The sequence below is a fragment of the Arthrobacter sp. SDTb3-6 genome (assembly GCF_013376095.1).
GTDB lineage: Bacteria > Actinomycetota > Actinomycetes > Actinomycetales > Micrococcaceae > Specibacter.
Genome location: NZ_JAAMFN010000006.1, coordinates 1 through 15,723 on the forward strand (window position 1 = coordinate 1; position 15,723 = coordinate 15,723).

12 protein-coding genes are annotated in these 15,723 nt (G+C 66.8%); 9 read left to right on the forward strand and 3 right to left on the reverse strand.

Going from position 1 to position 15,723, the window contains the following annotated elements; genetic code table 11:
* Positions 1–152: 152 nt before the first annotated feature.
* The 3 genes from G6035_RS04350 to asnB form a co-directional block, all read right to left on the reverse strand.
* Positions 153–851, reverse strand: a complete 699-nt coding sequence (locus tag G6035_RS04350; RefSeq protein ID WP_176615855.1) for a GNAT family N-acetyltransferase — start codon at positions 849–851, stop codon at positions 153–155.
* Between the two features lie 3 nt (positions 852–854).
* A complete protein-coding gene (locus tag G6035_RS04355) occupies positions 855–2,873 on the reverse strand; it encodes a M3 family metallopeptidase (protein WP_176615856.1) in 2,019 nt (672 codons plus the stop codon).
* Positions 2,874–2,961: 88 nt separating this feature from the next.
* Positions 2,962–5,664, reverse strand: coding sequence for an asparagine synthase (glutamine-hydrolyzing) (gene asnB, locus G6035_RS04360; protein WP_176615857.1), 2,703 nt, complete (start codon positions 5,662–5,664; stop codon positions 2,962–2,964).
* Positions 5,665–5,792: 128 nt separating this feature from the next.
* Between asnB and pdxT the strand changes: the two genes are divergently transcribed.
* From pdxT to G6035_RS04405, 9 genes are all read left to right on the forward strand, one after another.
* A complete protein-coding gene (gene pdxT / locus G6035_RS04365; protein ID WP_176615858.1) occupies positions 5,793–6,515 on the forward strand; it encodes a pyridoxal 5'-phosphate synthase glutaminase subunit PdxT in 723 nt (240 codons plus the stop codon).
* A 2-nt stretch (positions 6,516–6,517) separates the two neighbouring features.
* Complete coding sequence (locus tag G6035_RS04370; RefSeq protein ID WP_176615859.1) at positions 6,518–7,273, forward strand: YebC/PmpR family DNA-binding transcriptional regulator; 756 nt, start codon at positions 6,518–6,520, stop codon at positions 7,271–7,273.
* Between the two features lie 3 nt (positions 7,274–7,276).
* Positions 7,277–7,873, forward strand: coding sequence for a crossover junction endodeoxyribonuclease RuvC (gene ruvC / locus G6035_RS04375; RefSeq protein WP_176615992.1), 597 nt, complete (start codon positions 7,277–7,279; stop codon positions 7,871–7,873).
* 60 nt (positions 7,874–7,933) lie between these two features.
* Positions 7,934–8,587: a Holliday junction branch migration protein RuvA gene (ruvA, locus tag G6035_RS04380; RefSeq protein WP_176615860.1), complete on the forward strand. Its 654-nt coding sequence runs from the start codon at positions 7,934–7,936 to the stop codon at positions 8,585–8,587.
* A gap of 42 nt (positions 8,588–8,629) precedes the next feature.
* Entirely contained in the window at positions 8,630–9,706 is a 1,077-nt protein-coding gene (gene ruvB / locus G6035_RS04385; RefSeq protein WP_176615993.1) for a Holliday junction branch migration DNA helicase RuvB, read from the forward strand.
* Between the two features lie 174 nt (positions 9,707–9,880).
* Positions 9,881–10,330, forward strand: coding sequence for a preprotein translocase subunit YajC (gene yajC / locus G6035_RS04390; protein ID WP_371130840.1), 450 nt, complete (start codon positions 9,881–9,883; stop codon positions 10,328–10,330).
* A gap of 92 nt (positions 10,331–10,422) precedes the next feature.
* On the forward strand, positions 10,423–12,192 hold the full coding sequence (gene secD, locus G6035_RS04395) for a protein translocase subunit SecD (RefSeq protein WP_176615862.1): 1,770 nt from the start codon (positions 10,423–10,425) through the stop codon (positions 12,190–12,192).
* Positions 12,192–13,184: a protein translocase subunit SecF gene (gene secF, locus G6035_RS04400; protein WP_176615863.1), complete on the forward strand. Its 993-nt coding sequence runs from the start codon at positions 12,192–12,194 to the stop codon at positions 13,182–13,184. The genes secD and secF overlap by 1 nt, the downstream gene beginning before the upstream one ends.
* Positions 13,185–13,462: 278 nt before the next feature.
* Positions 13,463–15,721 (forward strand): bifunctional (p)ppGpp synthetase/guanosine-3',5'-bis(diphosphate) 3'-pyrophosphohydrolase, encoded by a 2,259-nt coding sequence (locus G6035_RS04405; protein WP_256127742.1) that lies wholly within the window; start codon positions 13,463–13,465, stop codon positions 15,719–15,721.
* Positions 15,722–15,723 lie beyond the last annotated feature (2 nt).

The following is a 15,723-nucleotide window of genomic DNA, read 5'->3' on the forward strand; positions in this document are numbered from 1 at the left end:
ACAACACCGCGGAAGCGGCATTCCCGCCTCGCCTTTACGCGAGCTGCGGGAATGCCGCTTTCTTTGTCCCGGTCGCGCGGGAGCGTTTGCCCGTAGTGCCCCGGTTGTGCGGGAGCGTTGGTCAAGAGTGCCCCGGTTGTGCGGGAGCGTCTTCAGGCCGGCAGGTGGTACCACCATGTGCGGCCCTTGCCGATGAGCTGGAAGCCGCGGTTCCGGTACAGTTCGAGCCCCTCCGGGGTGGCGTTGAGCAGCAGGTGCTCCGCACCGGCGTCGGCCGCGGCCTGCGAGAGGCGGTCGAGCAGGGCGGTGCCCAGCCCGGTGCGGCGGTGCTCCGGCGCCACGTACATGTCGAAGATGCCAGCCAGGTGCTTGCCGCCTTGTTCCGGTGGCACAAAAACATAGGACTGCCCGGCCCATTCGTCCCCGACGTGCGCGGTGGCCCGCCAGGCCTGCGGCGGGTCGAGGGCACAGACGCCCTCAGCCGGTGCATCGAGGCGCACCCGCCCGTCGGGGGCGTCACCGCCGGCCGCCTGCCTTTCCGGGTCCAGCGGCACCGTCATCCACCACGGCTGCCAGCCGCGCCCAAAACGCCGCCGCTCCAGCTCGCCGGGCTTCACGGCGGCGTTCAGCCACACGCCCACCACGGCGGCACCGCGGCGTTCGGCTTCGGCCAGGGCGGGCAGCAGGCCGGCTTCGGTGATTTCGGTGGGGAACAGGCACAGCATTTCCCGGGTTTCGGGCAGCCACACCCAGTCCATGCGGTGTGTGCCAAAGGCGCGCCCGCCCGTCGCGGCGGCCTGGGCCCGGAACCAGGCGTGCTGCGTGCGTTCACAGTCTGCGAGCGTCACCATGGCCTACGCCAGCCCCCGCCGGGCAAGCAGCGGCGCCGTGTCCGCGTCGCGCCCGGCAAATTCTCTGAAGGCCGCCAGGGGGTCCACCGAGAAGCCGCGGCCCAGCAGCGTCTCGCGAAAATGGTCCCCATTGGCCCTGGCCAGTCCGCCGTTGGCCTTGAACCAGGCTTCCGTGTCGGCGTAGAGCACCTCGCTCCAAAGGTAGGAGTAGTACCCGGCCGCATAACCGCCGGCGAAGATGTGGTTGAAGTAGCCGGTGCGGTAGCGCGGCGGCACGGCGGGCAGGTCCACGCCGGCAGCCGCCAGGGCCGCGGCCTCGAACGCCAGCGGGTCCTCCACCGGGGCACCGGCGGGCAGTTCGTGCCAGGCGAGGTCCAGCAGCGCAGCTGCCAGGTATTCGGTCGTGGCGAAGCCCTGGCCCCACAGGGCGGCGGCCTGCAGTTTCCCCGCCGTGCCCTCCGGCAGCGGCTCACCGCTGCGGTGGTGCAGGGCGTAGTTGGCCAGCACCTCGGGCCACAGGATCCACATCTCGTTGACCTGGGACGGGTACTCCACGAAGTCCCGGGGCACGTTGGTCCCGGAGAACCGTGGCCAGCCGACGTTGGAGAAGAGGCCGTGCAGCGCATGGCCGAACTCGTGGAAGCACGTCACGACCTCGTCGTACGTCAACAGCGCCGGCTCACCCTCCGGCGGCTTCGGGATGTTAAGGTTGTTGACCACGACGGCGTGCGTCCCCTCGAGCGCCGACTGCTCCACGAAGGAGTTCATCCACGCCCCGCCGCGCTTCGTCCCGCGCGTGAACCAGTCGCCCAGGAACAGGCCCAGTGCGGAGCCGTCCGCGTTGAACACCTCCCAGACACGCACGTCCGGGTGGTACCCGGCCAGGTCGTGGCGCTCGGTGAAGGACAGCCCGTACAGGGCGGAGGCTGCGTAAAACACGCCGTTGTGCAGGACGGATTCGAGCTCGAACCAGGGGCGCAGGGCAGCCAGATCCACGCCGTATTCGTCCCGGCGCACCTGCGCGGCATAAAACGCCCAGTCCCAGGCCTCGATCGGGTGCCCGGCCGCCGCCGCCAGCTTCGCCTCCTCGGACCGTGCATTCCGCACGGCGGCGGCGGTGAGGGGAATGAGCATGGCGTGGACGGCCCCCACCGACGGCGCGGTCTGCGGCTCGATGGCCCGTTCGGCCTCGCTGGCAAATCCCAAAAGCGCAGCGCGCTCGGCCCGCAGCGCGGCGATGGTGGCGGCGAGGCCGGGGACCGTGGAGCCGGCACCGCCGCGCCCCACGGAGGCCAGGTGCAGCCGGCGCCGCGTTTCCCTGTTCGTGAGCACCTCCAGTGCCGGCTGGGCAGTGGGCAGGACCAGAGTCAGCAGGTAGCCGGAGCCGTGCCCGGCGGCACGGGCCGCGGCGGCCGCCGCGGCAAGGTCATCGGGGGTGAGCCCGTCAAGCTCCGCTGCGTCCTCGACCAGGAGGGCGGCGTCGTTGCCGGCCTGCATGACCCCTTGGGAAAATTCGGTGCTGAGCGAGGACAGCCTGCCGTTGAGCCCGCGCAGCCGCGCCTGCCCGGGTGCGTCAAGCCCCACCCCTGCCCGGGTGAACGACTTCCGGTATTCGTCCACCAGCCGCACGGACTCGGCGTCCAGGGCGTCCGTGGGCACGTCCAGGAACCGCCGGTAGAGGTCGGCGTTGAGCAGCACCGCGTCCGTGTGCGCGGCCAGGCGCGGGGCAATCTGCTGCTCGATCTCCTGGATGGCCGGCGTGCCGCAGGAAGAGGCGATGTTGAAGAAAACGTTGGATACGCGGCCCAGCACGGCCCCGCTGCGTTCCATGGCCGCCACGGTGTTCCCAAACGACGCCGGCTCCGGGTTCGCCGTGATCGCCTCGATCTCCGCCAGCTGCCGGGCAAACCCGGCCTCAAAGGCCGGCAGGTAGTCGCTGTCGGCGATGGCCGCGAAATCGGGCAGCTGGTACGGCAGCGTGCTGGCGGCCCGGAAGGGGTTGCCGGAAAATTCCTCAGTCATGTTCGCCACTCTTTCACGTTTAACCGGCGGACGACGGCGAAAGGTACGTTTCGCCGTCGTCCGCCGGTTGTGCCGTGCCGTGGTGCCGCTACTTTTGGGCGGGCACGCCCTGCTGCTGGAACACCAGGGACATCGGCGTGGTTTCCGTGGTCTGGCCCTGCGGGTTGTCACGGAAGATGTCCTGCAGCACGTCCTTCTCCAGCTGCGTGTCGTGGCCCAGGGCCACGACGCCGAGGTCATTGGCGTCCATGACCGCCGTGCCGGCAAAGTTTGCGGCGTATTCGGCGGGCACCGTGGCCCGGACCAGGGCGCTGAGGCGGGCCGCCACGCCGTCGGGGTCCAGCGGCGCGTACTTCACCGAATGGGTGGAGGTGCCCACCTGGTAGCCGGCGGCGCCGTCGATGGCGTTGATGTTGTGGCCCACCACCTCGTAGAACACGCCGGACTTTCCCTGCAGCTTGCCGATCACGGAGCGGGCGGAGGCGTACATGATGCGGGGCAGGCCCACCTCGTCGATGGCCAGCTGCATGGACCAGGGGCTGGCCAGGCCGATCCCGCCCGGGTTGCGGGTGACGAACTTGCTGAAGATCCGCGCCGCGCCGGAGACCTTGATGTCCCAGACCGGGATGGAGCGGCCCTGGGTCATGGCCACGATCTTTTCCGAGACGAACAGGTACCAGGGGGTGTCCGCCGTCGCCGTGCCGTGGTCGCCGCCGGCGGCGGGCAGGCCGTCAAAGAAGCGCTTGACGTACTGCATGACGGTCGGGTCGAAGTCGGTTTCCTTGTAAAAGACCTCGGTGCGCAGCGGGTAGCGGCGGAACGTGCCGGCGCCGTTGGGGACGGTGATGTCCAGCTGCTTGTCCGCGTTGGGGATGTAGTCGCTCTTGCCCTCGATCCCGGCCTTGGCCTCGGGCACGTCAAAGAACTCGCGCAGCCAAAGCTCGGTGTTGATCAGGCGCCAGAACACCATGGTGGAGCCGGCGGACTTGCCGCTGAGGTACTCCTCGAAGGCGTAGATGACGGCGTCCTGGTTCCAGTACGGGCGGGCGCCGAAGGAGGAGGAGAGGAAGATCTCGTAGATTTTTTCCTTCATCAACGAGAACCACTCGGCCTCCGGCGTGGTGAAGCCGATCTTGTTGCGGCGGTTGCTGATCATCTCCGGCAGCAGCCCGCGCGTGGCGTCGCGCAGGATCCGCTTGTTCCAGCCGCCCTTGATGATGGATTCATCGTCCAGGCTGAACAGGAACTTCACCACTTCCTTGTCCAGGAACGGCACACGGCCCTCCAGGGAGAAGCGCATGGTGTTCTTGTCCTCGTAGCGCAGCACGGCCGGCAGGGACTTGTGGAACAGGTCGTCGATGAGGCGCAGCTTGAGGTTGTCCGGGATGTTGGAGAAGGTCTCGGACTTCCACTTTGACGTGAATTTCTTGTTCAGCAGCGGGGTGATGCCCGTGGCCTTCTTGAACGTCAGGGCGCCCTGGATGCGGAAACGGGCCAGGCGGAACAGGATGTCCGCGCTGGAGGCCAGTTCCTTGGCGAGCTTGGCGGTCTGGCCGTTCTTCTTCAGCTGGCGCAGGTAGGCAAAGTAGTAGGGGATGTAGCCGGCCATCATCTCGTCGGCGCCCTGGCCGTCGAGCAGGACGGTCACGTGCTTGGACGCCTCGCGCATCACCTGGTACTGGGCGTACGGGCCGGAGGAGATGATGGGCTCCTCCATGGTGCGCACAAAGTCCTCCAGGTCCGCCACAAACTCGGCGGCCTGCGGACGGATCTTGTGGCTGGTGACGTTGCCTGCGCAGCGCGCCAGCACGGCGTCGGCGTACTTTTCCTCGTCGTTGAGCGAGTTGGGGAAGACGGCGGAGAAGGTCTGCTGCGTGGCGCCCAGCGAGTCCGTGGCAGCTGCCTTGTCCTGCATGAGCTTGTTGATGGTGGCCACGACGGCGGAGGAGTCCAGCCCGCCGGACAGGGCCGTGCCGACGGGGACTTCGGACTGCAGGCGCAGGCGCACGCCCTCCGTGAACCGGTCGCGGTATTCGTCGATGACGGCCTGCGAGTAGGGGGTTTCGATCTTGGCCAGCTCGGCCAGTTCCTCCTTCAGTCGCGTGTACGGACTGATGGTGATGGTCCCCGCGGGACCGGCTTCCGTGTCCACCGTGTCCAGGACCAGTTTTTCGCCCGGCATGAGCTTGTGGATGCCGGCGAAGAACGTCTCGGCCTCCTCGTCGTGGATGCGGAATTGCAGGTAGCGGAAAAGGATCCGCTCATTGACTTCCTGCTCCAGCTTCCCGGCGGCCAGCAGCGGCTTGATCTCCGAGCCGAACAGCAGCGTGGGCGCCTCGGGCGTGCCGGCCGTGGCGTAGTACAGCGGCTTGATGCCGAAGTGGTCGCGGGCCAGCACCAGGCGGTTGTTTTTGCGGTCGTGGATGGCCAGGCCGAACATGCCGTTGAACTTGTCAAAGGCGGCGTCGCCCCACTCCTGGTAGGACTGCAGCACCACTTCGGTGTCCGACTGGGTGGCGAAGTCGCGGCCCAGGGACTCCAGCTCGGCGCGCAGGTCCAGGTAGTTGTACACCTCGCCGTTGTACACCAGGACGGTTTCCCCGTCGGCGCTGTACATGGGCTCCTGGCCGTGGGCCACATCGATGATCGAGAGGCGCCGGTGGGCGAGTCCTACGTTGCCATGTGTGTAGAGGCCTTCCCCGTCGGGCCCGCGGTGCACCATGCACGCGTTCATTGCCCCCAGGAGGGTTTCGTCTTCCCCATAACCGTAGTATCCGGCGATTCCGCACATACTGCATTACCTCATCTTTAGTACGTCAGTCCTCGCCCAATGCTACTTGCTTGGCGCCCGGGGGCCTGCCAGGCCCCGGTGCGGGAGGCGTGCAAACAAGTGACATTGCGCCCATCTATGATGGAAAAGTGACTGTTCCCATCCCTGATTCTTCCCCGTACGACGGCGGCTCCCGCCCTTTGGTGGGCATCCTCGCCCTGCAGGGCGACGTGCGTGAACACGCCCGGGCCCTGGCGGCCTGCGGTGCGCGCGTGTCGGCCGTGCGCCGCCCCGCCGAGCTGGCCGCCGTCGACGGCCTGGTGCTTCCCGGCGGGGAATCCACCACCATCGACAAGCTGACGCGGATTTTTGGGCTGCGCGGGCCGCTGCGCGAGCGCATCCAGTCCGGCCTGCCCGTGTACGGCAGCTGCGCCGGCATGATCCTGCTGGCCGACGAAATCGCCGACCCCGCCACCGACCTGGCCGGCAACGCGCAGCAGACCCTCGGCGGGCTGGACATCACGGTACGCCGCAACGCGTTCGGCCGGCAGGTCGATTCCTTCGAGACCGAGCTGGACTTTTCCCGGCTGGAGCCCTGTGGGCAAGCCGGCGGCCGGGCGGCCAAGCCGGTCCACGCCGTGTTCATCCGAGCCCCGTGGGTGGAGCGCGTGGGCGCCTCCGTGGAGGTCCTTGCCAGTGTGGAAATCCCGGCCGAGGCGCACCCGGCACCGCAAAACGGTAGAATTGGTTCCGTTGAACGTGCCGTCGCCGTGCGGTCGCAGCACTTGCTTGCCACCTCCTTCCATCCGGAAGTGACGGGCGAGCGCCGCATCCACGAACTTTTTATTCGAATGATCAGAGGAGAAGCGTAACCATGTCAGGCCACTCCAAATGGGCGACCACCAAGCACAAAAAAGCCATCATTGACAGCCGCCGTGCCAAGTCGTTCGCGAAACTGATCAAAAACATCGAGGTTGCCTCCCGCATGGGCGGGGCCGATCTCGCCGGCAACCCGGCCCTGGAACTCGCCGTGTCCAAGGCCAAGAAGACCTCGGTGCCCAACGACAACATTGACCGCGCCATCAAGCGCGGCGCGGGCCTGCTCGGCGAAGCCGTCGACTACCAGACCATCATGTACGAAGGCTACGGCCCCCAGGGCACCGCGCTGCTGATCGAGTGCCTCACCGACAACAAGAACCGTGCCGCCTCCGAGGTGCGCCTCGCCGTGGGCCGCAACGGCGGCAACATGGGCGACCCCGGCTCCGTGGCGTACATGTTCACCCGCAAGGGAATCGTGGGCCTGCCCAAGAACGGGCTCACCGAGGACGACCTCCTCATGGCGGTCCTCGACGCCGGCGCCGAGGAGGTCAAGGACGAGGGCGAGAACTTTGAGATCATCTCCGACACCGCGGACCTGCCCGCGATCCGCGCGGCCCTGACGGATGCCGGCATTGAATACGAAACCGATGAGGCCGGATTTGTCCCGTCCATGCAGGTGGAACTGGACGTCGAACACGCCCGGAAGTTCATGAAGCTCTACGACGCGCTCGAGGACCTGGACGACGTCCAGAACATCTACTCCAACGCGGACATGAGCGAGGAAGTCCTCGCCGCGCTCGAAGAGGACTAGGACCTGCGCGTCCTGGGCGTCGACCCCGGCCTGACCCGCTGCGGTCTGGGCGTGGTGGACGTTGCCCCGAACCGCACCGCCACCCTCGCGGGGGTCGGTGTGGTGGGCAGCTCCCACGAATTGCCGCTCGATGCCCGGCTGCTCGTCATCGCGAATGCGATCGACCGGTGGCTGGACGTTTTTAAGCCCGAGGTGCTGGCCATTGAACGGGTCTTCGCCCAGACCAACCTCAGCACGGTGATGGGCGTGGCACAGGTGTCCGGCGTGGTCATGGTGGCCGCCGCCCGCCGCAACATCCCGGTGGCCATGCACACGCCGTCAGAGGTCAAGGCCGCGGTGACCGGCAGCGGACGCGCCGACAAGGCCTCCGTCACCGCCATGGTGGCCCGGATCCTGCGGCTGGACGAACCGCCGCGACCCGCCGACGCGGCCGACGCCCTGGCCCTCGCGATTGCCCACGCGTGGCGCAGCGGCAGCGCCCTTGGCGGGGACGGCACAGGCTCCCGGGGCACGACGGCGGCCCAAAAGTTGTGGCGCGACGCCGAGGCCAAGGCGAAACTGACCAAGAACAAGGAAAAGCCCGGTGCGGCCTGGCGTTAGCCGTTCGTAGCTGTGTTCGATAGAATGGGCGCCAGGATCGTTTCATAAGGAGCTAAGGCAATGATCAGTTTTGTCCGCGGACCTGTGGCCCACCTTTCACTGGCGCAGGCCGTGATCGACGTCAACGGGGTGGGCATGCTGGTGCACGCCACGCCCAAGACACTGGGCAGCCTCACGGTGGGCGAGGAGGGCACCTTGACCACCTCGATGATTGTCCGTGAGGACTCCATGACCCTGTACGGCTTTGCCGATGCCGGGGAGCGCGAGGTCTTCGACATCCTCATGGGCGTCAGCGGGATCGGTCCGCGCCTGGCCCTGGCCATCCTGGCCGTGCTGGAACCGGAGAGCATCCGCCGTGGTGTGGCCGCCGGCGACGGCACCGTGTTCACCAAGGTCCCCGGGGTGGGGCCGAAGGTGGCCGGGCGGATCGTCCTCGAACTCAAGGGCAAGCTCAAACCCACCGGCAGCGGGCCGGCCGCGGCAGCCCCGGCGCCAGGCGCGCCGCTGGCGTGGAAGGACCAGGTCGTGGCGGCCATGACCAGCCTTGGCTGGAACGAAAAGGATGCGTTGAAGAGCATTGATGCTGCGCTGGCGGCGGAACCGGAACTTGCCGAAGGCGCAAACGTCCCCGCCATCCTGCGGGCCACCCTGCGCTGGCTGGGCCAGGACACCGCACGCCAGGGCGGGGCCCGCCAGCCAAGCCGGGTGCGCTAGGCCGTGGCCGAACTGGACGACGGCGCCCTCCTCCCGGGCCAAATGAACATCGGCTCCGGCGGCGGGAACCGGCCATCCCGGGAGGTGGCCCCGGCCGCCGAGCCCGAGGAGCGCGAACTCGAGGCCGCGCTGCGCCCCAAAAACCTGGACGACTTTGTGGGGCAGGAACGGGTGCGCAAGCAGCTGGCCCTGGTGCTGGCCGCGTCCAAGATCCGCGGCCGCAGCGCCGACCACGTGCTGATGTCCGGCCCGCCCGGACTGGGCAAGACCACACTGGCCATGATCATCGCCGCAGAGATGAACGCACCCTTGCGCATCAGTTCGGGACCGGCCATCCAGCACGCCGGGGACCTGGCCGCCATCCTCTCCTCGCTCTCCGACGGGGAGGTGCTGTTTCTCGACGAGATCCACCGCATGTCCCGGCCCGCCGAGGAAATGCTGTACATGGCCATGGAAGATTTCCGGGTGGACATCATTGTCGGCAAGGGCGCCGGCGCCACGGCCATCCCGCTGGAACTGCCGCCCTTCACCCTGGTGGGTGCCACCACGCGCGCCGGGCTGCTGCCCGGGCCGCTGCGCGACCGCTTCGGTTTCACGGGCCACCTCGAGTTCTACTCCGTGGAGGAGCTGGAACTGGTGCTCCGGCGCTCCGCGGGCATGCTCGACCTGAAGCTGACCAGCGCGGGGTTCGCCGAAATCGCCGGGCGCTCCCGCGGCACGCCCCGCATCGCCAACCGGCTCCTGCGCCGCGTGCGCGACTGGGCGCTGGTGCACGGCATCGAAACCATTGACGCCCGTACGGCCTCCGCCGCCCTGGACATGTACGAAGTGGACGCCCGCGGGCTTGACCGCCTGGACCGTGCCGTCCTTGAAGCCCTCGTCAACAAGTTCAACGGGGGCCCTGTGGGCCTGTCCACCCTGGCCATCGCGGTGGGCGAGGAATCCGAAACCGTGGAAACCGTGGCGGAACCCTTTCTGGTGCGCGAAGGCCTGCTGGGCCGGACCCCGCGCGGGCGCATCGCCATGCCGGCCGCCTGGGACCATCTGGGCCTGCGGATGCCGGGCAATGCCGTGGCCGCCGCCATGCTGCCGTTCGACGAGGGCGAAACTGACGCGTAACGGCGGTGCCGGGGCCTGGATGCAGGGTTCGGCAGCCGCCGGCCGGGGGGATTGTGGGGCCCGGGCGCCGGCCCTTCACCCCATACTCAGGATTACCCCCTAGACTGGTATGACGTCCGGCACGCCCCCTGCGTCCCTGGCACCACCTGTTTTTCTATGAATGGACCTTTTGCAGTGACCCTCAGTAGCATTTTGGCCGCCAGCCAGGCCGCTCCCGCCGGCGGATTCAACCCGATGAACCTCGTCCTGTTTGCCCTGTTTGCGCTGCTCATCATCATGATGATCCGCAAACAACGCAAGACCAAGGCGGCAGCCCAGGAGAAGGCGTCCAAGCTGGCTCCCGGCGTGGACATCATGACCAACTTTGGCCTGTTCGGCCACGTCAAGGCCGTGGACACCGAAGCCAACAAGATCCAGCTGGAGGTCGCCCCTGGCGTGGTGCTCAATGTGCACAGCCAGACCGTCGCCAAGATCATCGACCCCGTCGATGCCTCCGTGGACGGCTCCGCCGTTCCGGACGACGCCTCCTCCCTGACCCTCAACCTGGACAAGCCGGGAACCTCGCAGGAAACGGTTGAGGAAACCGTGGCCCGCCTGAACCAAGAAAACAACAAAGACAACTAGGAATTTTCGGGGTTGGCACTGCTGTGGCGGGAACGTGCGCTGCGGCAGTTTTGCCATGTTCATTAACCCGTGACCAGTAGAAGGATCCCTTGATGGCACGAACCGGCCCGACGACCACGGCGCGCAGAACCCTTCTGTGGCTGGGGGCGCTTATTCTCGTATGCATTATGGCCGTGGGGGCCGGAGTCCTCTCCGGTGCGGCATCCTGGGCCCCCAAGCTTGGCCTGGACCTTGAGGGCGGCACCCAGATGATCCTGGCCCCCAAGATTGAAGGGGCCGGCAGCATCTCGGCCGACCAGCTCAACCAGGCCGTGTCCATCATCCGCCAGCGTGTGGACGGTTCCGGCGTGTCCGAATCCCAGATCTCCACCCAGGGCGGCCGCAACGTCGTGGTCCAGATGCCCGGCACGCCCACCACCGAACAGCGGAACCTCATCAAGGCCTCCGCGAACATGAACTTCCGTCCGGTCATTGTTTCCAGCGAGGCGCCCGCCGGCGCCGTGCCCGTTGCCAAGCGCACGCCCGCGGACAAGCTGCCCAAGCCCACGGCCAAGCCCGCCAACGCCAGCGACCCGAACTGGATCGATGCGGCGGTCATGAAAAAGTATGAAGCCACCAGCTGTGTTGCCCCGCTGAGCGAGCCGGACACCACCGCGGACCCGGCCAAGCCCATGGTGGCCTGTGAAGCGGACACCGGTTTCAAATACATCCTCGGTCCGGTGGAGATACCGGGCAAGTGGATCCAGACCGCATCCTATGGCCTGCAGACCGGCGCGCAGGGGGCAACCACCAACCAGTGGCAGGTCGCCCTCACGCTCATCAAGCCGCAGGGCGCCGAAGCGTTCAAGAACGTCACCCAGCGCCTGTATGCCAAATACCTGGCCAACCCGAACGACCCCCAGGCACGCTTCGCCATTGTCCTGGACGGCAACGTGGTTTCCGCCCCTGCCTCCCAGGCCGTCATCACGGACGGGCAGTCCTCGATCACCGGCAACTTCACCGAGGCCAGCGCCAAGACCCTGGCGGACCAGTTGAAGTTCGGCGCCCTGCCGATCAGCTTCGACATCCAGTCCGACGAACAGATTTCCGCCACGTTGGGCCTCCAGCAGCTTGAAATGGGCCTGCTGGCAGGCCTCATCGGCCTGGGCCTGGTCGTGATCTATTCACTGTTCCAGTACCGCGCCCTGGGCACCGTCACCATCCTGTCCCTGGTCATCGCCGGCGGCCTGACCTACCTGGCCATCATCCTGCTGGGCTGGAGCGAAAACTACCGCCTTTCACTGGCCGGCGTGGCCGGCATCATCGTTTCCATTGGCCAGACCGCCGACTCCTTCATTGTCTACTTTGAACGGGTCAGGGACGAACTGCGTGAAGGACGCGGGCTGGTGGCCGCCGTCGACAACGGCTGGATGCGTGCCAAACGCACCATCCTGGCGTCCAAGGCCGTGAACATCCTTGCCTCGGTGGTGCTGTACTTTGTCTCCGTCGGCAACGTGAAGGGCTTCGCCTTCACCCTGGGCCTGACGGCCGTGGCCGACCTCATTGTGGTCTTCATGTTCACCCATCCCACGCTGCTGCTGCTGGCACGCACCAGGTTCTTCGGAGGCGGCCACCGCTTCTCCGGCCTGGACCCCGTCCAGCTGGGAGCCGTTCCGTTGTACCGGGGGGCCGGCAGGTTCCGCTCGCCCGAGGACACGCTTGCCAGGGCGCAGGGGAAGAACGCCCGCGCCGCCGGCGAGGCCGAACGCCGCCAGACCATCGCCGAACGGCGGCTGGCCGCCAAGGAAGCGGAAATGGTCGGCAGCCGGGGTGCCGGGGCCAAAAAGCCCGAGTCCAGTGACGACTCCAAGGAGAGCAAGTAATGAAGAGTTTCGCCACATTCGGCAATGAGCTGTACACCGGCCAGCGGGCCTACCCGTTCGTTGGCAAGCGCAAGATCTGGTTCAGCATCACTGCCGTGGCGGTCCTGCTGTCAATCCTGGTCCCGCTGCTCAACGGCGGCTTCAACTTTGGCATCGAGTTCCGCGGCGGCTCGCAGTTCACCATCTCCGACGTGGCCAACACCAGCCCGGCCATCGGTGAAAAGGCTGCCGCCGAGAGCGTCCCCGGAACGGTGGCCGTGGTGACAAACATTGCCGGCAAGACCATGCAGGTCCAGACGGACCGCCTCTCCGACGACCAGACCATCAAGCTCAAGAACGCGCTCATGGGCGCCTACGGGGTGCCCGACAAACAGATTGCCTCCACCTTCGTGGGCCCCACCTGGGGACAGGACGTCTCACGGCAGGCGATCATCGGCTTTGTCGTGTTCGTGCTGCTGGCCACCCTCCTGATGGCCCTGTATTTCCGCACCTGGCGGATGTCGCTGGCGGCCATCGTGGGGCTTCTCGTCGTCATGATCGTCACCGCCGGCGTCTACGGGGCATCGAACTTTGAGGTGACGCCGTCGGCCATCATCGGCTTCCTGACCATCCTCAGCTATTCGCTGTATGACACGGTGGTGGTCTTCGACAAGATCCGGGAGAACACGGCAGACATCAAGACCTCGACAAGGCGGACCTTCAGCGAGGAGGTGAACCTTGCCGTGAACCAGACGCTGGTGCGCTCCATCAACACCATGATGGTGGCCGTGCTGCCCGTGGGATCCATCCTGTTCATCGGTGCGCTGCTGCTGGGGGCCGGCACGCTGCGTGACCTGTCCCTGGCCTTGTTCATCGGCATCATTGTCAGCACCTTCTCGACGGTCTTTGTCGCCGCACCCATGTACGCCTGGCTGCGTGAAAACGAACCCGAACTGGCCAAGCAGGCCAAGAAGGTCCTGGCCCGGCGCGCCGCCGATACGGCGGAGGCATAGCGCCTGCCGGGACGGCAGCCTGAACGGGCCGGGACGGGTGCAGCACGCACCGGTCCCGGCCCGTTCGCTGCGTGTCAGGCGGCGGGCTGCGCCGGGATTACACTAGGTAAATGCCGCACGGCGCCGGCCGGCCTGTCAAGGGCGGACCGGGGCCGGACAGACGAGGGAGGGAGTGCGTAGTGAGCGATCAATCACCCTCGCATGGAATTGTGGCCGACGGATCCGGCGACGGCAACGCAGGCGGGCGTGGCGGGCGCACCGGGCACGCTGCGGCCGAGCTGCGGCCAACCTTTCCGGGACGGCGCGAACGCACCCGGTCCCGCCTGGCACGGCTGGCCGGCTGGAATACGGAAAGCCACTCGCCGATCCTGGAACCCTTGCTGCGCATTGTCCGGGCCAACAACCCCAAGGAAGACTTCGACCTGATCACCCGTGCCTTCACGGTGGCCGAGAAATACCATGAGGGGCAAAAGCGCAAGAGCGGGGACCCCTACATCACCCACCCGGTGGCGGTTGCCACCATCCTGGCGGAGCTTGGCATGACCGGGCCCACCCTGGCCGCCGCCCTGCTGCACGACACCGTCGAAGACACGGCCTACACGCTTGATGAACTGCGGCACGACTTCAGTGACGAGATCGCCAAGCTGGTGGACGGGGTCACGAAGCTGGACAAGGTGGAGTTCGGCGACTCGGCGCAGGCGGAGACCGTGCGCAAGATGGTCATCGCCATGGCGCAGGACATCCGCGTCCTGGTCATCAAGCTCGCCGACCGGCTGCATAACGCCCGCACCTGGCGGTTCGTCTCCGCCGAGTCCTCCGGCCGCAAGGCACGCGAGACCCTGGACATCTTTGCGCCCCTGGCCCACCGGCTGGGCATGAACACCATCAAGTGGGAACTTGAGGACCTGTCGTTTGCCGCGCTGTACCCCAAGGTGTACGAGGAACTGGTCCGCATGGTGCAGGACCGTACGCCGCAGCGGGAAAGGCACCTGGCCGTCATCCGCCGCCAGATCAGCGAAGACCTGCGCGGAGCCAAGATCAAGGCGGAGATCACCGGCCGTCCCAAGCACTACTACTCGGTGTACCAAAAGATGGTGGTCCGGGCCAAGGACTTTGACGACATCAACGACCTGATGGGCGTGCGCGTCCTGGTCGACACGGTGCGCGACTGCTACGCCGCCCTGGGCACCATCCATGCCCGCTGGAACCCGCTGCCCGGCCGGTTCAAGGATTACATTGCCATGCCGAAATTCAACATGTACCAGTCGCTGCACACCACGGTGATCGGCCCTGACGGCAAGCCGGTGGAAATCCAGATCCGCACCCATGAAATGCACCAGCGCGCCGAATACGGCGTGGCGGCACACTGGAAGTACAAGACCGGGAACAAAAGCCCCGTCTCCGGCCAGGAGGACATGAACTGGCTGCGCACCCTGGTTGACTGGCAGCAGGAGACCTCGGACCCGGGGGAGTTCCTGGACTCCCTGCGCTACGAGATGAACGCCCGCGAAGTCTTTGTCTACACCCCCAAGGGCCAGGTCATCGCGCTGCCCGCCGGCTCCACGCCCGTCGACTTTGCCTATGCCGTGCACACCGAGGTCGGGCACCGCACCATCGGTGCCCGCGTGAACGGCAAGCTCGTCCCGCTCAACAGCGAGCTGGAACACGGCGACACCGTGGAGATCTTCACCTCGAAGGCCGAGGGGGCCGGCCCCAGCCAGGACTGGCAAAACTTCGTCAAGAGCGCACGGGCCCGGAACAAGATCCGGCAGTGGTTCAGCAAGGAACGCCGCGAAGAGTCCATCGAAAAGGGCAAGGAACTGCTGACCAAGCAGATGCGCAAGCAAAACCTGCCGCTGCAAAAAATGATGACGCACGACGCCCTCACCGCCGTCACCCAGCATTTCCGGTACGTGGACATCGCCGGGCTGTACGCCGCCGTGGGCGACGGGCACACCTCCGCCCAGTCCGTCGTCGAACGCCTCATTGACGTCCTGGGCGTCAACGACGACATTGAGGACGCCGCCCGGCCCGTGGCCACCCACGTCTCCAACGCCCGGTCGAGGGTCTCGGATTCCGGGGTGATCGTGCACGGCGTGGACGACGTGCTGGTCAAGCTGGCGCGTTGCTGCACGCCCGTGCCGCCGGATCCGATCGCCGGCTATGTCACGAAGGGCTCGGGCGTGTCCGTGCACCGGGAGGACTGCCCCAACCTGGTGCACCTGAAGAACAGTGATCCCGGCAAGCTCGTCGACGTCGAATGGGCCCCCACGCAGTCCGGGGTGTTCCTGGTGGAGATCCAGGTGGAGGCGCTGGACCGCAAGAGCCTGCTCTCGGACGTCACCCGGGTGCTGTCCGAAAGCCACGTCAACATCCTGGCCGCCAGCGTCAAGACCTCGCGCGACAGGGTGGCGCTCTCCCGCTTTGCGTTTGAAATGGGCGATCCGAAGTACCTGCACCACGTGCTCAACGCCGTGAGGCGCATTGACGGCGTGTTTGACGTCTACCGGACGTCCGGCTCCCAGCGCCGCAACTAGGG